This window comes from Mycoplasma milvi (assembly GCF_048284715.1).
Classification (GTDB): Bacteria; Bacillota_I; Bacilli_A; order Mycoplasmatales; family Metamycoplasmataceae; genus Mycoplasmopsis.
This window is the reverse complement of the sequence record NZ_JBLWAH010000002.1, coordinates 152,805-172,834: the sequence shown is the minus strand read 5'-3', so window position 1 is coordinate 172,834 and position 20,030 is coordinate 152,805. Positions and strand designations below refer to the sequence as shown.

Sequence of the window (20,030 nt, the reverse complement as noted above, 5' to 3'; positions counted from 1 at the left end):
TAATATATTTTTTTATATGCTAAAATATAAATATGCGGAAGATAAAAGAAGACAGTTACAACACTAATCAAGTGCTTGCTTTTTTAAACAACAAAATTAGTAATTTAGCACTTAACAATATGCTACAAATTTTTGAAGCTGATATAAAAACCAAAATGAAACAAGATAGCTCGTTTTTATCACTTAATAATTATTACCAGCTGTATGCTTCTTTTAATTCCAAGCAATTTAAAACGATTGACGACTTAAAGCCGGTAGAAACTCTATGAACGCAATACCTGCTCTATAGACGCTGAAGAGTTATTCCACTAGCACAACGTAAGCAGCAGTATGCTAATACGCTTTTTAATGTTATTTTTAACGAGAGACTTAACACTGTAATACACCGCGCTCTATTCCTTGCGCTTTATGAATATACAAACCAAAGAATAAAAAAAATACGTCAAGCTTGAAATTTTGACGTAACCGCACCCCATTTATTAATGGCTTTTTTTAACATTGACCACGCAATACTAATTACTAAATTAAAAAATTACCATAAGCAACCGCTTAATAAAAAATATCCAAGTTTAATAGAGCAATATCAACTTATAATTTATTTAGTTGCTACTTTTGGAGAATTAGATAGTTACAGCATAAGCGGACTATTTCAAAAGCACCTCGAAGAGTATAACTTAATTTTTAAAGAAGACAAAACGATAACGAACACACTAAAACAAATCACGCTGAACTTTATAAACAATATTAATAAGCTAAACTTCCCTTCAAGTAACGGAGTGAAAAGTTTAGAATGAATATAAAAAATAAGAAACAACTAGAAGAATTAAAAAAGAATTTACAAAGCTCTAATTCAGATATTGATTGGGGTGACTTTTCTAATTCACTAATGCTTTATGTAATTGACGATGTAATAAGCAAAATAAACGAGATTAATAAGCTCCATAGGTATTTTATCAACGAAGTAAAACCGACGCGTATAAACGCCCTTAACGAGCTAATTAAGGATAAAAATAAACAACTCAAAGTGCTAGAGCAGCGACTTCAAGCAGAACAAAAGCTAATAACACCTGAATTTATCAAAAGTTTAACGCCAGATAATGTATCAGAAGTAATTTTTTACGACAATAACAAAAAGTGGCTTGAAAAAAGTATCAAGTTAATAAATGACTTAAAACTTCAAGTCAAAAAACACCAAGAGGAGATATTACAACTTGAAAATTCAAACGAAGGTTTTGTTGTTGACGAAAATGGTAAAACAACTTCAAGAAATGACGAGCTACAAAAGAGTTACAAAATAATTTCTGATCATATCTTAAATAACTTACACATTCAAATCTCAAAAGAAAAACTTCAAGCAATACTTTCAAAATCCGAAGAAGAGCAAGAGGACGAGTTTGACTTTTAAAGATTTAATCCAAATAAATCCCTACTGAAAAAAGGTAGAGCGTGAAGTAGAAAAGTGAGATTATCAACAGCTAGACGAGCCAACTCAATATGCTTACAATGTTGTATATCGTCAAAATAACGATCCTAAAAAGATACTTACAAGTAAAATGGTGTTTTTTCAAGCAGCACGCCACTTATTATTTTTGTATCGTCAAAAACACGATTCAGCTTTTGAATTAGTTTATACAAGTAAGTACTATAACGCCATTATTTCATACGCTAATAAAATCATTATTCCCCAAATTTCTAAACCATTTATTTTTACAGATTTCAGAAAGTTTATGTGTGGGTTTATCTGGGGTTGAGTATTTAAAGACGAGCAAGACCACTTTTTAACCAATGAAGTGTTTGATATTGAAGCTCGGAAACAATGAAAAAGTAGCTTTTGGGCTATGATTGCTCTGTGTGTTTCTATGGGGCTGCTACTTGACGGAAACCCAGAAATCTATTTTGCTGGTCCCACTCGTGATAGTTCTCGTATTCCATATGAAATAGCATTGAACTACATTTATAAAAGTCCTAAAATAGCTAAAAACTACCAAAAAGCCAACACCATTCAAATATTAAGCAAAAAAAGAGGAAGAATTAAGGCTATTGCTTTTGATACAGCCGCACTTGAGGGAAAAAACCCGTCAATGGTTATTTTAACCGAGTATCACCTACATAAAGACGACACAATGCAAAAATCAGCAAAATATGCCAAAAACACCTCAAGAAAAAACTTAATGTTGGTTTATGATACTACCAAAGGTACTAAAACAGACTCTGTGTGCTATTCAAGAGAGCAAGCTTATAAAACTTTTTTAGAGCAGCAAATCAGAGACCCACACACATTACACGATAACGCTAATATTTTTCTTTTTTGTGCTGAACTTGACGAGGAAGATTACGAAAACTGACAAGATAGTTCGCTGTGAAAGAAAGCTAATCCCGGTCTAGACGTTACAGTATCATTAAAAGACTTACAAACCGAATTCAGTCAGATAACAAGCAATTCTCAAGAAACAGAATTCAAAATTAAACGACTTGGTATGTGAGTTAATAATGCGTCAAGTTACTTTAATCTTTTTGATATTCTAGAAAATCAGCAAACTAACGCCCAAATTGTACGTCCATATATCGAAAACAACTTCCAAGACCTTAAACCACTTATGGGATTAGACCTTTCAAGTATTCACGACGTTACAGCAGTTGTACAACATTGAGAAATACCGCAAGAAGACGGTGATAGCATATGAGTATTCAAGGGAATGGGATTTTTACCAGATAGTAATATTCAACGGAAAGAAGATATCGACCACGTGCCTTATCGAGAATGAGCAAGCAAAAACTGACTTAAACTCACAAAAGGGGACGTTGTTGACTATTCAGAACTAAAAAGTTATATAAAATTATGAAAAAATTTATTTTATGATACAATATTGTTATACGATAACTGGTGTTTTAACATAGTTAAAAGATATCTTCTTGACGAGAATATTTTTAGAAGCGACGAATTAATTTCTGTCAAACAAGGTGTCTACCTTACCCCAGTTTTTAAGGAATTAGATAGAAAAATTAGATTACGGAAGATATATATTATTGACGACAACGAAATGTTGATAAACCACCTACTAAATGTGAGCATAAAAGAAACAAGTACAGGAAATTACTTTATAAAAAAGATATCGCAATACAGAAGAATAGACCTAGCAATGGCGCTTTTAAACAGTGTTGCTTATAGATACCAATTCAATGAACAAAAAGAACAAACTAGCTATTATACAATTTTAAATTAACTATGCTTCCCAGTAAGGGAGTGCTAGTGGCTAATAACTGATTTACAAAACTTTTCAAACCTAAATCTATTGCTTATAACAACTACGGTTATGAGCGTTTTTCTACGTCTTTACAGTACAACACAGAGAGTAAATTAATCAATACATTAACTCCAACAGAATTACTAACATATTCAAGTGCTGTTAGAGCATTTCAAATGATTGCTAACGATATAGCAAAAGTTAATTTTCAGTACCTTGTGGAAAAAAATGGAACTAAAAACATAGTTCAAAATAATATCACTTATTTACTCAATAAACACCCAAGTAATAATTTGACGCCTTGGGAATTTAAAAAAGTTTTAGTCTGAAATCTTTTAATTTTTGGGAAAGCACCTATTTTTATTGAAAGAGATAACAAGAATAATATAACTCAATTAATACCAGTTCACCCCAGCTTTATATCAAAGAATGAAGACGGTACCTTTACTCTTAAAAAGACTGATACTTCAGAACCTTTAAGCATTCCGAACAATATGTTGATATGGATAGAATATGAAATCATTAGTGGAATAGACGACACTAGCTTTAGACAGCTATTTAAAAGTACGATCTCAAAAGTTAGAGAGAATGAATTAGCAATGCTAAACGCTATTAAAAATGATTTTAGTTACTCAATGTTTCTAAAAATTCAAAATGCTACTGACCAAAAACAAAGAGAGCAAGCTAACAAAGCTATGGCTGAAATGCTAGAAATGCAAAAACGTGAAGGTCGTTTTGCTGTTGTTATTGACGAAAAATGGGATTTTGGTAATGCTATGAATACAGCCAGTGGAAAAATTGATTTCCAAACCAGAAACAGCATTGGAAGAGAGTTTGCGTCCAATTTAGGTATTCCACCAGCAAAACTTGGATATGACGATCCAAATAAATATAACTCTTCAAGTGAATTAAATAAAGCATACATAGATAACAGTCTAAAGCCCCTTTTAATCAACATTACGCAACGTTTAACTTATGCCTTGTGTAAAAACACAAATGAAGAAATTAGCTTTAAAATAATGGATTTATTAAGTATTGACCTTAAAGCACTTCAAGAGTTCGCGTCTAGTGGAATAAATAGTGGATATTTAACACCTAATGAAGTTAGAGAACTTATAGGATTACCAAAACACCCAGACGGGGATACACTTCTAGCTAACGGAACACTTACACCAGTTAATTTATTAAACAATCAAAACCTAACCCCCAATGAAAATAGAAAGGAGGTAGACGTTGGAAAAAAATAAATATGTATATGTAAATTCAGCTTTAAATGCTGTAGTTAAAAGAGACGCAAATCAAGCACCAGAGCAGCCACAAGAAAGAACTATAGAACTAACTATTGAATTAGACAGTTGAAGTCCCCAATATAAGTTATACGACGACAAACAATATCGTGAAAAAATAGACTTAAATTGTTTCGATTTTGAAACCCCAATTGAAGAATTAGAGCTTAATAGCTACCTAGACCACAAAATCAGTATTGAGCATTTATTAGCCAGCACAAAAAACAAAACAATGGAAGTTAAAAAAGACGGTTCAAAAATTATAGCCACTTTAAAAGTAAATGAAAGCGATCCGCTATCACGCAAAACAGCTGATTTAATTCAAAATGGTGTAATAACTTCAAACAGCTTTATTTTTCAACCGATTGAAACAGAATACAAGCAATATAAAAATGAAGAAATTGTTAATAATTTAGTGCTTGAAGTTATTCATAAGCGTGGAAAACTTATTAGTATAGACCCTGTCTATGAGGGATTTTACCCACAAGATAAATGTAGAGCATACGACAAAAATAACAACTTTTTAGTAGAGGAGTATATGGAAATTCTAGAAAAAGAAACCCAACAACAAGAAGAACAAGTTACTCAAGAAGTTAATACAGTAGCTGAAGAAACTATTACAAAACAAGAGCAAGAATTTAATCAAAGAGCTAACAATATTCTTGAAGATATCAATAATAGACTAAATAACCTAGTTTCTGAATTCGAAAAGAGAGCAGCTAAAGCACAAGAAGTTGAAGCTGAACCAGAAACAGAAGCAGAAGAAATTATCCAAGCACAACCACAACCACAAGAAAACACAATTACAAGAGCAGTGCTTGAAACATTAAATACAAAAGGAGAAAATGTGGATTTAAAAGAAATCAAAAACAAAGTAAAAAGAAATAAAAAACTAACTTCTGAAGAGCTTGACGCAATTTATAGAGCAAACGCCCAAAACTTATCAGAAGCAGACAAAAAACAAGTTGAACTTATCGCAGCACAAAGTGACGTAGTTCTTGAAAACTTAAACACAAGAGCGCTTGACGGTACAACAAATCTTAAAGGACTAGCTGTAGTTGAAACACTAACAGAAGCCGGAATTCTAACAGATATTGCTACAGTATTCCCAGAACTTACAGATTTTGCTAGAAGAGTACCATTATCAGGACTTGATAAATTAAGCACTCGTGTTTATGTAGCAGACAGAAAAGACGTTACAACTATTGCTGAAGCGGCAGAAAGTATTGAATTTGGTGGTTCAACATTCGCAGTTACATTAGCACCAGAAAGACGTAGTGTAAAAGTAGCACAAAACAACGCCTTAACACTTAAAGAACAATTATTATCAGCACAAGTACAAAACGCAACAGACGCAATTCTTGAAAGTGTTAGAAAAGGTCTTTACGCTGATATCTTTAAACACGCTGGAACAGCTTTTAATGCTGAAACTTATACAGGTGGAGCAACTTCTGAAGCTAAACGTTTAACAAACGAAACAAACAAAATCACATTCGCTGACGTTGATAAAGTAGCGACAGAAATCAGAGCTCAATACGGTGAAAACATTTTAAGTAATTACTTTATTGTTACACACCCAGACGTATACGCTGAATTAAAACGTTCATTGATTAATGATACTCAATCAGCTTTAATTAAAGATTTATATGATATCAAGAATGATACATTCAAAGGCGCAAAAATTATCGTCACAGATAAATACCCAGAAAAAGAATGAGCCAAAGGTAAAAAACCAGTTTTATTCTTACCAAAAGACCAAGTTATGGTTTATGGATTATCAGTTGTAGCACAAGACGACCCATATTCTGGATTAAGTCGTGGTATCCACTACACCATTGTTGGAACACGTGGACAAGTTAAATTAGTAGACCCATTCGTATATACAAGATTTTTAGAAGTTAAATAAAAAAAGAAAGGAGTAGCAGGTTAAATAAGTTAATTTTATTAGCTTGCTATTTTTTCATAATATGATAACAACACCATTAGACCCAGCAGTCCTATATGACTGAATTCAAAGTCTTAAGCAGCGGTTGGCAATTGTTGACGATTACGAAAATGATACTCTAGCTGAATATATTGCTATAGCGCATAGAAATATCTGGACACAGTACTACCAATTAGCACTTGAAAATGATATTGTACCTAGTAATCACCCTTGAGCGTATGATTTTGTAACAAAACAAGGGACACTACATTTAGCAGCTTTATACTTTTCTAATCCAACTACGACAACAGAAACAAATAACACTGTCATAGACCAAAGAATGCTATACAAAATACTGGGGAGCAGAGTAAATTATGGCTAGAATTTTATACACCGATCCAAGAGATTATAGAGAACCCTTTTTACTAATAAAAATCAAAAAAGCTACGAATATGGGAATGCTCGAAACTGATACTCAAGGCGAAACATTTTACAGTAGATTAGTATTTGCGTCAATTATGCAACAAAAACAAGCACAAGTTGAAGCTGAAGGACGTAGTGAAAACGATACTTTATCTATTAAATTTAGAAAAACAGAACTAAACATTGAAGTTGGCGATTTTGTCTATAGAGACAAAAAGATTTATACCATTACGTCAATTGATAAAGACCTTTTTAATCTACAAGAGCAAAAAATTGTAGCAACATATTTTAAAAATATAGACGCAATGCCTAATCTTAAAAAGTATCTTGATAATTTAGCTCCAGAAGACAAAAATAAAGCTAATCAACTTTTATTACACAATGCTGAAGAAGTCAAAGAAAAATTAAGTAATTTAGATAAAAAAGTTAAACAAATGAATAGCTCATTAGACAATTTTGGTCGTGATTTTGATAGTCTTTATAGAACTGTTAATGAGTTTTCGGATTTTGCTAATCTTGTATGACAAATGAATTCAACTTTAAATAAAATTCAGCAAACAATGGTATCAAAAACCGATATCGAAAAACTCAAGGAAGAATTAAAACAAGGTAAATAGTAAGTTACATAATGATAGAACTAGACTATGTTAAGTTTAAGCTAGACCCTACATTAAAAAATAAGTTAGCTGATTTTAGCAAGAAACCTGAAGCACAAAACATTTTAAGACGTCGTGGTAATAGTATATATTCAGAAGTTAAAGCGCAGCTACCATATGATACAAGAAACACAAGAGATAGATATAACAAACAGAAGCATATGAGGGATCGTTTCAAAATAACTGAAAGAATTTCTAAAAAACAAGCTACAAGTGGGGAATTATTCGTTTCTATACGCGTTACCGGTATCAACAAAAAGCAAAATCCTAGAGCAGTATATCCACTGGTTCAGTTATGGGGTTCAAGAAGAAAAAGGTACTACGATAACAAAAACTGAATTGATTTCAAAACTAGTAGAAACCCAGACTTATTAAGAAAAACAGCTAAACAAAAAATGGTAGGGATTAAAAGCGAAGTGATACAAGCATATGAAAAATATGGCAAAGAAATTGATAAAGGAGATAAATAATGAGAAGTGTAGGTAACATAATTAGCAGTCAAATTTACCAAGCTTTAAAACTTGAGTATAAACCACCTTACTGATATCAAATAATAGAAGAAAACACAGACGCTTTATTCTTTAAACAAGCTAATCCAAATGTTTTTAGTAGATATCTAAATAACGACGTTATTGTTATTAATTTTGACCTTTACTTCATTGCTGACGCTTTATCACATATAGAGCAACTCAACACCTATAAATTGATTTATGAGCAACTAGCTGAACTGAAAGAATTAAAAGATTTTACAATACTAGCTAAAGCAATTAATAACATTATTATAGATAACAATAGCTACATAACTCAAGCAGATAACATTGTAAATGTAAATTATGATACAACAACACAGTCTTATTTAATTAGTTATGAGTTATTGATACAACCTAAACAAAAAGGAGAATAAATATGTTAAAAACAAACAATGGAAATAAGCTTTATATTGCTTTATATCCAACTGATAGTACAACAAAAGAAAATGCGCAGTACACAGAACTTAAATTTATTACAGAGTTAAAACTTAACTACTCAAGTAAAAAAGAAGATCGTAACTACTTTCACAACGGTGGAGAAACTACTTCAATTATCACGGGAAAAAGCACTTCTTTATCAGTTAGTGTAGATTACGATAGTTCAGACGAATTACACCAATATTTAATTCACTTAATGACTAGCGCACCTTACAAATGTAATAATCAATTCATAAAATTAGAGCTTGACGGTATCAAAAAAGCAACTGAAACAAGTTCAAAAAATCAAGCAGTTACAAATTTACTTGGAAAAGCAGTTATTCAGTTCAAAAACGGTATTCCAAGCGGTAATGTAGACGAACTAATCAAAATCCAATTCGATATTATCCCACAAGACGACAAATGAGAATATAAATAGGAGTACAAAATGAGCATATTAAAACTTGACGATTTAATCAGATTAGGTGAAGACCATTACATTGAGTTTTGCCACAAAAAATTCGCAATTGATACAAGTTTCAAAAGTGTAGCTAGATTAGAAAAATTTTTAAAAGAAAATAAGGACTTAACAACAGCAGAAGATTTTATGGGAAAAGGGGAAGAGTTTTTAAAAATATTCTTTAAGTATCCAGAACAATTCAAAGACTTCCTTATGCTTGTAAATCATTCTCTTTTAAGCCCAAAGCAACAAGATATAGCAGTGCTACAAGTATTTCAATTCTGACAAGAAAATACATTCCCAGAGCAAATAGAAGAAGGTAATTCCGAAAAAAAGTAGCTAAAATAATAGACTTCAATCAAGATTTAGACTTTATAATTGCTGACTTTAAAAAGCATTATAACATTGACTATTTAGAAGTCTTAAATTTACATTTTAAGCTATTTTGTGTATATCTTAATTCGCTTCCAGAAAGTTCAATGTTAAGCAAAATAATTCAATTAAGAACTACAAGTGAATTGGATATTACAGACGATAACATTTTAAAACTGAAAAGACAGTTTTCACTAGAAGAAAAACAAGAAGCAAACACAGATATATTAAGTATATGAGCAAATGAATTAATAAAGGAGTAACAAATGAGTGTAGGTAAAGTTGAATTAAGCATTGGTCTAGACGTCAAAAGTATTGATAGAACTTTAAAGAGTATGCAGAAAAAGTTTTCTAACTCAATAAACAACATTAAAAATATGTTTGCTGCTGCTAAAATTGGAAGTTATCTTTTTGCTGGAGCGGATAAATCTATTCAAGAATATATGGCTAAAATGCGCCTAGCAGCCAACTTACAAGAAGCTGGTTTTGGAAGAGAAGCGAGTGATCGTGTGTTCCAATTGTCAGATAACTTCGAGCGTTTAGGATATTCAGCAGACGCAGCTAATGACGCATTCACTCAATTTATTATTTCTGGAAAAGCTACAAGTCTTCAAACCGTTGGTATTTATCTAGATAAAAATACTAAGTCAACTCTAGCTAATGCTTCAGCGCAAGAACGTCTTAACTACTTGCTAAAAAATGGAAATAGGCTATATAACAAACAAGCTAGAGAAATGCCAAAAGGAATAGCTAATATGGTTAAAATGAAAAAGGCTAGTGAAGACTTACAAAAAGCCCTAGGGCAAGCATTTTTAGGTACTATATCTAACCTTATTGATATGTTTGGGGGATTAAGTAGAACTCTAAAATTCGCCCTTGTGGCTTTTACAGCGTATAGAACAGCAGTAGTTTTAGGAAATGTCGCAATGGGAGTATCAAAGGCAATCGCAACTGGTAGTGTATGAGTAACCGCAGCAGCATTAGCACAAGGAGCAATAGCTTTAGCTGGTATAGGTGCCTTAATAGGTGGTTCAGTTATTGCCGGAAACGCTATAGATAGTATGGATTTAGATAGAACAACTCTTCCAGAAAATGGTCCAGGGGCTGAAGGAGCTTTAAACGTTAATATAGTTCAAGATCGCTATGGTACTTTATCTGAAGTTTCTAGAGCAAATGGTGGAAGTAGAAAAGTACAAACGAATTTTGGAAGTGGTAGTTAATGAATATTAAAGCTTTTAACCGTAACCTAGTTTTAACAATAAATGGAGACAGGAACTGGGCTTTTAATGACGATATTAAGTTTAGTTATCACGCTTTTAACTATTCAAAAGTAAATATAAATAATGTAATCCATAGAAGTCAATTCAAAAGCAAACACCTAGAATATTTAAACGTTTTAGATAAAATACCCTTACACTCAATTGCTACCTTAAGCAGTAACGGACTTACATTTTTTACTGGAATTATAACTTCTATTGGAAGACTTAGTCTTCACCCCAACAAGGTTAAAGATTTTAGCATTGAAATAAGCGATATAAGAGAGTGATTAAGCAAAAAAACACCGGCAGATATACAATTTATCAACTTAAGCCCAACTCGAGCTTTAAACGCCTTTATTGAAGCATTAGACGAACCTAAAATAAAAATAGGAAAAGTCAATTTTACAAATAACGATAATATTAATGCCTACGATACAGTTAATAAGAATGCTTACTCAATTCTTAAAGAAATCATAGCAACCCAAACGAAAAGCTTTTTATACTTTACAACTGACAAAAATGGGAATTTACTTATTAATTTTAAAAGTGAACAAGAGTTCAAAGCACAAGAAGCACTAACCGTATCACCACAAAATTGAAAAGATTTAAAAATTACAGATATTACGCTAGATACTAATTCTGATCACTATATAAATAAAATTCGTTTTGAAAGTGAAAATATTATAAGCAGTAAGCCAGTAAGAGAAACTCAAATACTAAACAAAAATTTAGACAGTGTTGTATTAAAAAATAATATTGCTTATTGAGACGACGATCAAGAGTTTAATTTCTACATTGATACTACTTCAGAGGATAAAAAACAAATTCCCCTTGTTGTAATTCCTAAATCTAAAGCGAGTGAGGGATTTAATTATCATTTTTATTACACGCCAGAAGACAATGAAATAATTAGACACCCAGAATTTACACCAGAAAACAAAATAGTAACGTTAAGTTATTTTATAAAGCGTAAAAGTGCGGTTACTGTAGAAAACTCTAAAGAAATAAAAAGAATAAATGAGCTAACTAATTTCAGGGGAGACGTGTACGCTTATGATAAATATAATGACTTTAGTAATATAGCCGACTTGTATAAATTCGCTCAACACGAACTAGATTTAAAAAGCAAACTTGTTAATAACTTAAATCTCACTTGTGAAGTACCATTCCTAAATATCGGGGATAGTATCAACCTAAACAGTGGAATTAATGGAGTTGACGGTAAATATATCTGTAATTCATTCAGTGGTACCTATCAAGGTTCAAGTGACACTCTAAAAATTAATTATTATTTAGCTAGTTCCCTAGACGCAGACACAATACTCAATTACTATGACAGTCAAGCGTTTAGAGATAACCCAGCTAGAAAAAAAGAAAAATTACAGTCAAAATATCAAGACATTAAATACTTTACAAACTTTCTACACTGAAAAGTGAATATTAAGATAAGACAAAATGGTTCATATTTTATAAAAAATGTAGGCTTACCACAATACCTTCCTTATGGTACTTTATACACTAGAAATGTCAAAATTGAAAACACACGAAATAGAATACTATTAGATAAGTCAGACCCTATTACAGCGAATAAATAAAAAAAGCCAACCTATTGTTGACTTGAAACAGCGTCCTTTCATTTTGTGTTAGCTTTATCAAATTCTTGAAGTTTTCTAACATAGAGTCTCTTGTATAAAAAGAAATAAGCAAACGCGTAAAAAGGTAAGCAAGCTAAAATTAAAGCTATTGAATAAAATGCGATAGCACCTAGTGTTCCAGAGTAGAAGAGAAAGTCTTCATTATAAACAAATAATGGTTTAGGATTTTCGTAATCCTTGATAGGTAATCTTCACTCTTTCCAATCAGTAGTGTAACCGTCATATTTATAGACCCTTAATTTTGCTGAAAAGGTACTAGGTATCATAGCTAAAATTCAAATAACCACAAAGATTAAGGTTATGGATAAAGTTAAGGTAATGTATAGTTTGATTTTGTTAAGTTCGTGTTTTCTTTTTTGAACTAAAGAGAATGACTTCTTAACATTTTCGTGTTTTATATTCTTATTATTCATAACTAAATTATATAAAAATTCTTAAAAAATTAAAAAAGGAGCAAAAATGGAAAAGTACCCGTTACTTGATTATGAAACATTTAAAAATAGTACAGATAAAGGGGAGAAGTGGATAACAGACTTATTTACTTATATGTTTTCCAAGGATACAAAAATTCCCAAGCGTACTAATATGGATATACCAAAAAATATTAGTCTTAAACAAATTCAGAGAAAACAAGAAAACTTAAAATTTAGGTACCCAAATTTAGACAGCACATTCTATCAGTTTTTAAAAGATTACTCAGCTGAGTACAAAGAACAATATAACTCAATGCTTTTTGAAAAGAGTAGCAACTTAAAAACAAATGGTATTAACGCTTTAATAAATGTCTTACTTAATCCTAGTGTAGAAATTTCAAACATACTAGCAAACGGTCTTGCTGAAAGTGCTTCTTTACCAGCGCAACTCCAAAGATTAAATAGCGAATATAAAGATATTAATAACATTTATTTAAATGAGTACATTCATAAGTACAATGTTTTAGTTCAATGACGTGTTTTAACAGCAGACAATAACCAAAAGTTTAGCAACTTACAACTTACATATAACAACTTTAAAGTTATCAATGGTGAAGAAGCACCTTCAACTATTCGAAATGTTTTTACCTATGGAAACTCAAAAGACCCAGAACTATTACCAGTACCTTGAAAAGTTAAATTATCTAAATTAAACTACATTTTAATTCTTGATCGTGAAGGTAATTTTATCAAGCTTAATGACTTTATAGATAACCCAGAATTTCAAACTGTTAGACCATTATTCAAGTTTAACTTGTGAAGTTTAGGTTTCGACAAAAGAACACTCTTAAGTCGTGAAGCAATTCAAAAACAATATATTGAAAAACAAAAAGAAGTCGGCAAAAAGACAGCTAGTTATGAAACCTTAAAACGTCAAAGAGAAGAAAACGAAAAAAATTCAAGTTTTACTGGTGGATATATAACTGACTTTATAACTGGACAAAAAAGTTATAAAAATAAAAAGCAATGACTAGACTTGGCACAAAGTAATTTAGACAACCAAAAGAAAGAACTCGACGCTTTATCACTTGAAATTGAAGAGCTTAAATCAGCGCTTGAAGAAGGCGCAGACGGAAGAGCATTACCACCTAGAAAAGAAGACGTTAAGTTAATTGACTTCAACGAAAGCGCAAAAGAAACAGATACCTACGACTTCTTGCTACATACAAAAGTTGGAACCACTTGATATGGTAGAGTTAAAGTAGATATTTTAAATAATAAAATTGAGTTATTACGTGGTGGATATATCACATTAGAAAAACAAACAAGCCCAAATTTATATGCTAGATATACAGACGCTAAAGATATTAAAATTATTAGCTATGTTGAAAGCAAAGACGCAGACGAATTTTTAAGAGTAGTCTTTTTACCTAAAGAATATAACTATGAAGAAGTTGACGGCTTAACTGGATATGAACAATTGCTTACTAAAAGTGAGTTTAGATTGTTACTAGAATTAAGTCAAGAGGCAAAAAGTTACAAAATAGGTCGTACAACCTTACCAGAAAACATTACGTGGGATACTACAAGTGATAGTGATCGCAAAGCCCAAGAAGAATGATTAGAAAAGTGAAAAGGAAATTATGGTTTAGAAGCCCAAGAAGCACGTCCTAAACTAGGTTATGCTATTTCTACCGCAAATGAAGAGAAAAAACATAGAACACTTCGTGCCGGTTTTACTGGAAAAAAAGATTTCACTTTTGAAGACGGTTGACGTAAATTCTTCTCAAATATGGAGGTTTCTGATATTGCTAGGTTTAAATTAAAAAAACCGGTAGAAATTGAAATTGGGCTTGATATTCTTAACCCAAGTCTTCCTAATGGAACCTTTGTTTTAAATAAGAAAAAAAATATTATTCTCAACAATTCAACACAAGAAACACGTTCTTGAAACGTCCACAATTTAAAATTTACATTAAGTTACGACGCTGAAGAATTTTACGAGCAAGTGGTTTATTATTTAATTAAGCGTATGAACAGCATAGAATACGATCTCCTTCTTGAAGAAAATATAGAAAATGTTGACAACTTAATAAAAAACTCATTATTTTTAAAAGATAACGTTAAACTAGAAACAAGTTATAAAATAAGACGTAACGCTCAAAACAATAATCACGTACTTGACTTTTATTTAGGTAATAAGGTGTTAGTATCTTTAGAACTCCCTAGAAGTTTAATAATGAATGAAGCTGGACAGACAGTTAATTACGAGACACTTTTTAGAGTTAATCTTTTTGAAATGAGATTACCACAATATACAACTCAAATTAATAAATATAAACTGGTAGGAAGGTGTCCTTTTACATTACTAATTGAAGAAGATAAAGAAAAAGCTTTCCAACTTAATTTTAAAGTGGAACAATTTTATAATGAATACTTTCAAGACTATGTAACTCAACCACTTATAATCAATAACGAGCTTATTTATACCTATGCTGACGTTGATAATGTTAATTATGTAATACCTTTCAATTTAAGCCAAGATAACACACTAGAACCAGATAATGTCAGACCTAGAAAATTAGAACCTTATAAAAATGGAATAGCTTTTTTTGACAGAGACGAAGTAAAAGAAATATATAAGATTAGTCAACTAGGTACTGACGCACTTGTACTTTTAAGTATGTACGAAGACCAAGACGACACAGAATTATATTCATTACACTACTATATTAAAAGCGCTGACAGAACGCAAGACAGCAAAATGCTTCAAATCACTGGAGACTTTTATACAAATGAAACTAGACGTGAATTATTAAAAATGCCAGTTGTGCCTATTGTATTTTGAGAAGAGAATGTTTTCCAATTCGTGGACGGAACAGGTAATGTCTGAAGTACATTATTTAACAAAAAGCCTTACACAATTATCCAAAACCCATTCATTTATAAATTAGAAAACGGTAGAGAAAATTACAGATATCTTGGAGATGCGGTAGAAATTGCTAGGTTTGAGAGTTCTAATATGCTTATATCACTACCAATTGACGACGTTAAACAAATAGAAAATAAGGTAACAGCATACTCATATATGAATGAGAACGTACTCAACTATATTAGTAATAATAATATTGATAGCACTTGACACTTAATAGGAAATGACGGCTTTTCTAAATTAGCTACTTTCAACAACAAAATAATAAAAACCGCAAATGAAAATATTACTTTTACGGCAACAATTGAAATGAATTTTGGATATTATGATCAAGTGACTGACAGCATTAAAGTTGATAAAGAATTAAGTGTTTTAGTAGCTTCTATTTTTTCAAATGCTGATAATATCAAGAAACTTAAGAGCTACAACATTCTATGTGACGTCTACTTAAAGAAACCAGACGGAAGCTTGGAGTTAGAAGTGGCAAATCATAAGTTAGATATGACAAAATACGAAAAAACAATTAAAAATAACACAGTATGAGTTCAAGTTCCATTCATTGTCTACACAACTAAAAGCGCAAGTTTAGATTTTGTAATTAAAAACTTCAGAATTGGTGGTGATAATCCAGACAGTTATAGAAAACTAACACAATGAGAAGACGAGTTAGAAATCGCAAGCAACACTGAAATTATTATTAAAGATATTATTTATTCACTAAACGCATAAAAGGAGACTAAATGGCAAAAGTAAATTTTAAAGATAAAAAAGATATAGCAGTCCCCGCTAACGTCAATGAAGTAAATTTAATCAGAGCGCAAGATATTAATGAGATAAAAAACAGCATTAATACAAACTACGACGAATTTACAACTTTTAAAAGCACTACTGATAGTTTAACAAATACCCACGACGAAAAATTAAAAACATTAGAAAGCTCAATAAATCAAAATAAAAGTGATATATCACAGCTGAAAGAAAAACCAGCTGGTGGAAGTATTAAACCATTAAGTACAGTCAAAAAGAGTGGTAACTGTCCAGCATACAATTCTGAATTAAACTTATGATATTTAACAAATGGTGGTTCAGATACTATTTTAGGCATTAATATTATCATTAATTTTACCAATGGGAACAGCAGAACATTTAGTTTTGTGCCAGATAACTTAACTACTAAATACGGTTTTAATGTGATCGCAAATGGAGACGGTGGAGAACCTAGAGCTTACTATTTTGAAGTTCGTCCAAATGGTTCAAGTGGATATGCTAGTCGTTGGCGTGATTTATATGTTAAATATGCGGGATATCACACTCTTTACAATGCGACTTGAAGCACTTCAAATAATGGAATTAAGAGCATTGAAGCTGTATGTGTTTATATCGCAGCATAAGCAAGAAAGGAGGCAACATTGATATTATTAATAGCATTTATAATCTTGTACTTTATACCAGCCACAGACGCTCAAATATTAAACAAAATACCAACTATAGCAAGTCAAGAGCAGCTAGACCAAGTTAAAGCTATAACCGACTTAACACAGTGGAGTGCTCTTGGTAGAGCAGCTAGAGCTTCTTTCGTGCTTGCTATGTGTATTGAGGGGCTTATTGAAGCCAGTGTATTCCTAGTTAAAGGTCTTCCAGTGATATGACGTTGAATATTTAACCGTGGGGAACGTAGTATTAAAACTGTAGAACAGCTTAAAATGATAAAGGAAAAAATAGAAATGAATGCTAGACTTACGCGTCGAGAACAGCGCTTATATGATAAGTGAATTATTACCAAGAAAGGAGGTAACAATGAATAAAAAATTCTTATTTTTAGGAGCTATTGCTCCAGTTGTTGTAGCAGCACCACTTGTTGCGTCAGCTTCTTGTACAAACAAATTCAAAAATCCATTCAAAAAGATTATTGATAAAGTAAAACCAGCAGATAAAAACAACACAGCTCAACCAGTAGCACAACCAGCACCAGCTGTAGAAAACGGAGCTAAATAATGTTAAAATGACTACAAACGCTTTCAAAAACAAAGCAAAGAATAATTTACATTAGCGCTATTTTAATCAGTATTTTAAGCTTCTGTCTTATCATTGCTTCGATAGCGCACGACGGTTATAACGAGTTTGCTAAAGCTTTTTACATTTATAAGCAAGAGCCTATTGTTGACCCAAGGTGAGAACAATTTCAAAAAGTAGCAAAAGAAAGTAATATAGCTCCTGAAGTTGTAGCAAAAGTAAAAGAAATTTATGGTGGGACTTTTTACACAGAAGTTGAAGAGCAAAACGCTTTAGGTTTCGGATTCTTTATCGCTACAATGACACTTCTTTTTGCGTTATGTTTAATGATTACAAGTTCATTAAGTTATGTATCTATTGGACTTATTAAATATAACATTCATACCGCATACCGTGAAAATATGATTCCAGAAGCTGAATTTACTCAATTACTTAACATTTTTGAAGTTATAGAAGCCAACGAAAGAAAAAGCAAAAGAGAAACACTTAAACTATTAAATGAAGCAATAAAAGAGCAGGAAGAACAAGAAGGCAATAATGAATAAAAATCCACTAGAATATTTTCATTTAAGTAAAAAGCCGTTAACAGCCAGAAGTAAAAAAATATTAGTAGCGTGTTTAGTATTTTGTGTGATCGTACTATTTACACTTTTAATGCTATTAATACCTTTTAAAAATGGCTCTACGCTTGAAATATTATTAGCTGAATTTAATACAGATAGTTGAAACAGTGCTAATATTTCAAAATTTATTAGTGGTATTAGTGTCTGAATATTTATTGCTTGAAGTTTAACACTTAAAATATCTCAAACCTTGCTACATAGAAAATATAAAAAGCTGATAAAAGAAGAATTATTAAAACACGAAGATATTACTTTAACCAAAGAAGAAATCAAGGAGAAAAAACAAGAAATGCTTAAACAACTTACCAAAAATGAAGCAAAAATTGATAAAATTATAAATCAGTTAGCGTATGTATTAAGTAAAACAGCCCAACGCATTGACGCTAACACATTATTTCAAATCAGAGATATATGCGAGAATTTAACAGATACACAGAAAGAAAAGAAAATAAAAGTAACTCAAGCGCTTGAAGCAGTGGGAGTTGATACAAGTTTAAAAGAAATTAAAAACGTTATAAATTCTATTTAAGCACCTAGCGTGCTTTTTCTTTTAAATTTTTATTTATATATTTTTTTATATGTGAGTTATAATTAGAGTAGGAGATAGTTATGTTTAACGATATTGAGAATTTTATTAAATATACTAAGCGTAAAAATTTAACAATCGGAACAATTAATAGCTATGTAAAAGTATTAAAAAAATTTCAAAACTGTACAACCATTAATGAAGTTAAAAAAATGCTTGTTACATCAAAAATGAAACCGTCAACAAAAAGCGTATATAAAGTTATACTAGCAATGTATTTTGAATTTTTAGGCAAAACAGAAGAAGCTAATGAACTTAAATTTTTAAAACTGGAAACTCAAGGTGTGATTTATAGAACTGTACTTACAAAAGAAGAAATTGAAAAGTTTTTAAAGCCTAAAAAAGACGATCAAGAATTAATACTATTTTATAAAAAACTCTTTTTGTTTATGTTCCAAACTGGAATTCGTGCTGACGAAATACACCATATAACACAAGTTGGTAGTAGCTTATATGTTAAAGGTAAAGGTAGAAAAACTCGTGAAATCCTATACAAGAAAGAAAGTTGAGAAGGAATTAAACAAGAAGTTAAAAAAAGAAATAACAAACTTTTGAAATATGAAAAAATGCGTTATTACCTTAAAAAGATATTTTATAAGAAAAATGTTAGCTTACATACTTTAAGACGTTCATTCGCAACACATATGCTGCTAAATGGAGCTAATCCTAAAACAGTACAAATGCAAATGGGACACAGTAATATAAACACTACTTTTGGATACTTAAATATTAATAAACGTCAAAAACAAGAAGAATACGACAAGTTTATGTAGTAGAAGTCTGGGGACTTCTTTTTCTTTACCCATATAAAAAAATACACCTTTAAAGTGTATTAATTAACGTTTATTTTCTCACTCAAAATATGAGTTTACTTGTTTATCAGCTTTTAGTGTTTTGAGTTCTTTTTCAAGTTCTTGAATTCTTGAATTACTATCAGTGCTAGTTGGAGTTGTTTTTTGATTTTGATTATTAGCCATATTTTCTCTTAATATTTTTTCTATATTTCAAGTCGCTTGACGAGTTCTTTCTATTCCACGTCTTTCTTCAACACCACCATAAATTGCTAAACCACCAGCAACTAAAGTACATAGCACAAAAATTGTTCCAAATGCGGTTACAGCTTTATCTGATTTAAAAACTAAAGCGCTTAATGGTAAAAATACCACACCACTCAATATTATTAATATAGAAAGCATTATTAAAGCAATTTTTGCTCATTTTGGTATTCGTCTCATA

The 20,030-nt window shown here is 31.1% G+C and carries 23 protein-coding genes; 21 read left to right on the top strand and 2 right to left on the bottom strand.

Translation table 4 applies throughout. The annotated features are described in order from the left end of the window. Nucleotides 1-32 precede the first annotated feature (32 nt). From ACNQ13_RS01530 to ACNQ13_RS01460, 14 genes are all read left to right on the top strand, one after another. Nucleotides 33-800, top strand: a complete 768-nt coding sequence (locus tag ACNQ13_RS01530) for a hypothetical protein (RefSeq protein WP_418035525.1) — start codon at nt 33-35, stop codon at nt 798-800. After that, on the top strand, nt 791-1,405 hold the full coding sequence (locus tag ACNQ13_RS01525; protein WP_418035523.1) for a hypothetical protein: 615 nt from the start codon (nt 791-793) through the stop codon (nt 1,403-1,405). Before ACNQ13_RS01530 ends, ACNQ13_RS01525 begins: the two co-directional genes overlap by 10 nt. Further along, nucleotides 1,395-3,224: a terminase TerL endonuclease subunit gene (locus ACNQ13_RS01520; protein ID WP_418035522.1), complete on the top strand. Its 1,830-nt coding sequence runs from the start codon at nt 1,395-1,397 to the stop codon at nt 3,222-3,224. Before ACNQ13_RS01525 ends, ACNQ13_RS01520 begins: the two co-directional genes overlap by 11 nt. Before the next feature lie 26 nt (nt 3,225-3,250). After that, a complete protein-coding gene (locus tag ACNQ13_RS01515; protein WP_418034409.1) occupies nt 3,251-4,492 on the top strand; it encodes a phage portal protein in 1,242 nt (413 codons plus the stop codon). Further along, nucleotides 4,479-6,437, top strand: coding sequence for an HK97 family phage prohead protease (locus tag ACNQ13_RS01510; RefSeq protein WP_418035521.1), 1,959 nt, complete (start codon nt 4,479-4,481; stop codon nt 6,435-6,437). Before ACNQ13_RS01515 ends, ACNQ13_RS01510 begins: the two co-directional genes overlap by 14 nt. Nucleotides 6,438-6,498: 61 nt before the next feature. Continuing rightward, nucleotides 6,499-6,837: a hypothetical protein gene (locus tag ACNQ13_RS01505; protein ID WP_416741887.1), complete on the top strand. Its 339-nt coding sequence runs from the start codon at nt 6,499-6,501 to the stop codon at nt 6,835-6,837. Next, the gene (locus ACNQ13_RS01500) at nt 6,830-7,495 is read left to right on the top strand and encodes a hypothetical protein (RefSeq protein WP_418035519.1); all 666 of its coding nucleotides are present in this window, start codon (nt 6,830-6,832) and stop codon (nt 7,493-7,495) included. Before ACNQ13_RS01505 ends, ACNQ13_RS01500 begins: the two co-directional genes overlap by 8 nt. An 11-nt stretch (nt 7,496-7,506) precedes the next feature. Further along, complete coding sequence (locus tag ACNQ13_RS01495; protein WP_418035518.1) at nt 7,507-8,004, top strand: hypothetical protein; 498 nt, start codon at nt 7,507-7,509, stop codon at nt 8,002-8,004. Continuing rightward, nucleotides 8,004-8,438 (top strand): hypothetical protein, encoded by a 435-nt coding sequence (locus tag ACNQ13_RS01490; RefSeq protein WP_418035516.1) that lies wholly within the window; start codon nt 8,004-8,006, stop codon nt 8,436-8,438. The genes ACNQ13_RS01495 and ACNQ13_RS01490 overlap by 1 nt, the downstream gene beginning before the upstream one ends. A 2-nt stretch (nt 8,439-8,440) precedes the next feature. After that, nucleotides 8,441-8,920 carry a phage tail tube protein gene (locus ACNQ13_RS01485; RefSeq protein ID WP_416741891.1) on the top strand — a complete coding sequence of 160 codons (480 nt, stop codon included), beginning with the start codon at nt 8,441-8,443 and terminating at the stop codon, nt 8,918-8,920. Between the two features lie 9 nt (nt 8,921-8,929). Beyond that, on the top strand, nt 8,930-9,280 hold the full coding sequence (locus ACNQ13_RS01480) for a hypothetical protein (protein WP_416741892.1): 351 nt from the start codon (nt 8,930-8,932) through the stop codon (nt 9,278-9,280). 5 nt (nt 9,281-9,285) lie between these two features. Then, nucleotides 9,286-9,576, top strand: coding sequence for a Gp15 family bacteriophage protein (locus ACNQ13_RS03325; RefSeq protein WP_474623452.1), 291 nt, complete (start codon nt 9,286-9,288; stop codon nt 9,574-9,576). Nucleotides 9,577-9,579: 3 nt separating this feature from the next. Continuing rightward, on the top strand, nt 9,580-10,533 hold the full coding sequence (locus tag ACNQ13_RS01465; RefSeq protein WP_418035512.1) for a hypothetical protein: 954 nt from the start codon (nt 9,580-9,582) through the stop codon (nt 10,531-10,533). Continuing rightward, nucleotides 10,533-12,167 carry a hypothetical protein gene (locus tag ACNQ13_RS01460; protein ID WP_418035511.1) on the top strand — a complete coding sequence of 545 codons (1,635 nt, stop codon included), beginning with the start codon at nt 10,533-10,535 and terminating at the stop codon, nt 12,165-12,167. The genes ACNQ13_RS01465 and ACNQ13_RS01460 overlap by 1 nt, the downstream gene beginning before the upstream one ends. A gap of 11 nt (nt 12,168-12,178) precedes the next feature. Here ACNQ13_RS01460 and ACNQ13_RS01455 read toward each other — a convergent pair whose 3' ends face one another. Then, nucleotides 12,179-12,640 (bottom strand): hypothetical protein, encoded by a 462-nt coding sequence (locus ACNQ13_RS01455; RefSeq protein ID WP_418035510.1) that lies wholly within the window; start codon nt 12,638-12,640, stop codon nt 12,179-12,181. 46 nt (nt 12,641-12,686) lie between these two features. Between ACNQ13_RS01455 and ACNQ13_RS01450 the strand changes: the two genes are divergently transcribed. From ACNQ13_RS01450 to ACNQ13_RS01420, 7 genes are all read left to right on the top strand, one after another. Beyond that, on the top strand, nt 12,687-16,301 hold the full coding sequence (locus ACNQ13_RS01450; protein ID WP_418035509.1) for a hypothetical protein: 3,615 nt from the start codon (nt 12,687-12,689) through the stop codon (nt 16,299-16,301). A gap of 11 nt (nt 16,302-16,312) precedes the next feature. Then, complete coding sequence (locus ACNQ13_RS01445; RefSeq protein ID WP_418035508.1) at nt 16,313-16,963, top strand: hypothetical protein; 651 nt, start codon at nt 16,313-16,315, stop codon at nt 16,961-16,963. A gap of 18 nt (nt 16,964-16,981) precedes the next feature. Further along, the gene (locus ACNQ13_RS01440; protein WP_418034383.1) at nt 16,982-17,377 is read left to right on the top strand and encodes a hypothetical protein; all 396 of its coding nucleotides are present in this window, start codon (nt 16,982-16,984) and stop codon (nt 17,375-17,377) included. Continuing rightward, nucleotides 17,370-17,567 (top strand): variable surface lipoprotein, encoded by a 198-nt coding sequence (locus ACNQ13_RS01435; RefSeq protein ID WP_418034381.1) that lies wholly within the window; start codon nt 17,370-17,372, stop codon nt 17,565-17,567. The genes ACNQ13_RS01440 and ACNQ13_RS01435 overlap by 8 nt, the downstream gene beginning before the upstream one ends. After that, the gene (locus ACNQ13_RS01430) at nt 17,567-18,130 is read left to right on the top strand and encodes a hypothetical protein (protein WP_416741901.1); all 564 of its coding nucleotides are present in this window, start codon (nt 17,567-17,569) and stop codon (nt 18,128-18,130) included. The genes ACNQ13_RS01435 and ACNQ13_RS01430 overlap by 1 nt, the downstream gene beginning before the upstream one ends. After that, nucleotides 18,123-18,737 carry a hypothetical protein gene (locus ACNQ13_RS01425; protein ID WP_418034379.1) on the top strand — a complete coding sequence of 205 codons (615 nt, stop codon included), beginning with the start codon at nt 18,123-18,125 and terminating at the stop codon, nt 18,735-18,737. Before ACNQ13_RS01430 ends, ACNQ13_RS01425 begins: the two co-directional genes overlap by 8 nt. Nucleotides 18,738-18,817: 80 nt before the next feature. Next, a complete protein-coding gene (locus ACNQ13_RS01420; RefSeq protein ID WP_418034377.1) occupies nt 18,818-19,567 on the top strand; it encodes a tyrosine-type recombinase/integrase in 750 nt (249 codons plus the stop codon). A gap of 63 nt (nt 19,568-19,630) precedes the next feature. Here ACNQ13_RS01420 and ACNQ13_RS01415 read toward each other — a convergent pair whose 3' ends face one another. After that, complete coding sequence (locus ACNQ13_RS01415; RefSeq protein ID WP_418035506.1) at nt 19,631-20,029, bottom strand: hypothetical protein; 399 nt, start codon at nt 20,027-20,029, stop codon at nt 19,631-19,633. Nucleotide 20,030: the final 1 nt, after the last annotated feature.